Source organism: Novosphingobium sp. Leaf2 (assembly GCF_001421325.1).
In the GTDB taxonomy this organism is placed as follows: domain Bacteria; phylum Pseudomonadota; class Alphaproteobacteria; order Sphingomonadales; family Sphingomonadaceae; genus Novosphingobium.
Genome location: NZ_LMJY01000014.1, coordinates 1 through 1,321, shown reverse-complemented (window position 1 = coordinate 1,321; position 1,321 = coordinate 1). Strand labels below are relative to the sequence as shown.

The window sequence follows — 1,321 nt, the reverse complement described above, 5'->3', positions numbered from 1 at the left end:
ACAGCTAGTGTCCATCACGATGGGGGCCCCCCTTCTCCCGAAGTTACGGGGGCATTTTGCCGAGTTCCTTAACCATAATTCTCTCGATCKCCTTAGTATTCTCTACCTGAYCACCTGWGTCGGTTTGGGGTACGGGCGGCTARAACCTCGCGTCGATGCTTTTCTYGGCAGCATAGGATCACCRAATCCCCCCWWACGGGRGTCCCATCAGATCTCAGGCATCATGAGTGGCGGATTTGCCTACCACTCGCCCTACATCCTTAGACCGGGACAACCATCGCCCGGCTCGGCTACCTTCCTGCGTCACACCTGTTAATACGCTTGCCTCCCAGGATCAGGTCCCGCGCTCCACCAAAACCCTCACACCACAAGGGYGATCGGGCAGGTYTCGGGCRGTTAGTATCCCCTGTTCARCATGGGCGGTTTTTCGCCGGTACGGGAATATCAACCCGTTGTCCATCGACTACGCCTGTCGGCCTCGCCTTAGGTCCCGACTTACCCAGGGCAGATTAGCTTGACCCTGGAACCCTTGATCATTCGGCGGACGGGTTTCTCACCCGTCTTTCGCTACTCATGCCTGCATTCTCACTCGTGTAGGCTCCACCGCTGGTTTCCACCGCGACTTCACTGCCCACACGACGCTCCCCTACCMMTCCARACGCCTGAACCACAAGGGCTTGGCTAATGTCTGAAATCCACAACTTCGGCGGTGTACTTGAGCCCCGCTACATTGTCGGCGCGGAATCACTTGACCAGTGAGCTATTACGCACTCTTTTAAGGATGGCTGCTTCTAAGCCAACCTCCTGGTTGTCTTCGCAACTCCACATCCTTTCCCACTTAGCACACGCTTAGGGGCCTTAGTTGGTGGTCTGGGCTGTTTCCCTCTCGACTATGAAGCTTATCCCCCACAGTCTCACTGCTRCGCTCTCACTTACCGGCATTCGGAGTTTGGCTGACGTCAGTAACCTTGTAGGGCCCATTAGCCATCCAGTAGCTCTACCTCCGATAAGAAACACGCAACGCTGCACCTAAATGCATTTCGGGGAGAACCAGCTATCACGAAGTTTGATTGGCCTTTCACCCCTACCCACAGCTCATCCCCTCCATTTTCAACTGAAGTGGGTTCGGTCCTCCACGACGTCTTACCGTCGCTTCAACCTGGCCATGGGTAGATCACTTCGCTTCGGGTCTAGGACATGCGACTGAATCGCCCTATTCAGACTCGCTTTCGCTACGGCTGCCCCACACGGGTTAACCTCGCSACRTAWCACTAACTCGCAGGCTCATTCTTCAAAAGGCACGCCGTCACAACTACAAGGT

Annotated in this window: 1 rRNA gene; it reads right to left on the bottom strand. The window is 55.5% G+C overall.

From position 1 onward, the window contains the following. A 23S ribosomal RNA gene (locus tag ASE49_RS17750) occupies positions 1-1,321 on the bottom strand; the annotation flags it as partial.